The sequence below is a fragment of the Winogradskyella maritima genome (assembly GCF_042650215.1).
In the GTDB taxonomy this organism is placed as follows: domain Bacteria; phylum Bacteroidota; class Bacteroidia; order Flavobacteriales; family Flavobacteriaceae; genus Winogradskyella; species Winogradskyella maritima.
Window position 1 is genome coordinate 1 of the sequence record NZ_JBHSAT010000010.1, and the last position, 757, is coordinate 757.

The 757-nt window shown below is 30.9% G+C and carries 1 protein-coding gene; it reads right to left on the bottom strand.

All coding sequences use genetic code 11. The annotated features are described in order from the left end of the window. Positions 1 to 63 precede the first annotated feature (63 nt). Complete coding sequence (locus ACFOSX_RS10895; RefSeq protein WP_386100730.1) at positions 64 to 744, bottom strand: DUF4253 domain-containing protein; 681 nt, start codon at positions 742 to 744, stop codon at positions 64 to 66. Between the last annotated feature and the right edge of the window lie 13 nt (positions 745 to 757).

Genomic DNA, 757 nt, shown 5'->3' on the forward strand with positions numbered 1-757 from the left:
AGTGGATTCGGACGTAGTCGAATCCGCCGTAATTGCGGTTATACATTGTTGTGTAACGTATTTTTAATCCCACCAAAACCACATATGTTTATTCTTTTTTAAATGTTGTATTAATTCATTCATATCTGAATGACCTTGGTCAATTACATCAGGACAGAATTCATAAATCTCATTTCCAAGTTTCTCGTAAGATTTTGGTTCTGATTTTATTATTGTTTCTATTCTGTCAAAATCAGCAACAATGATGTCGAAGTCAAACTCAGTATTTTTCTTTCTAAACCATTCAACAACATCTTGATTTGATAAATCATAGTTTACAGGTTCAGTTCCGATAAATTTAATTAGGTCGAATTGGTCAGAAATAGGCGCTATCACAATATCATAATAAGATTTATAAGAATCGTCAAAGTCGAGATTCGTTAGAAATAAGTAATTCTTTGATTTCTTGACATTATCAAAATGTATGTCAATTATTTGATAAGCAGTTTTTTCGTTAACGAACTTAAATCTCACGCCAGGTACGAGAGAATCATAGGATTCGAAAACTCGGTTTATTGAATCTGAAGCCTTGTATCTTATAACTGAATTCTTTTCAGCATTTTTATTGGTCAGTTCGACAATGTTTTCAATGATTCCAGAATCAATCTTTAAATCGTTAAATTTAGTTTGCTTATTAGTGTCAGTTTGGCTGTTCGAATTACAGGAATAAAGAACTAAAAATAATATGTAGAGTAGTTTTTTCATATGTTACACAACG

Bases quoted from the DNA above. Each gene is read 5' to 3' on its own strand.
- ACFOSX_RS10895 (WP_386100730.1), bottom strand. From the start codon at position 744: ATGAAAAAACTACTCTACATATTATTTTTAGTTCTTTATTCCTGTAAT.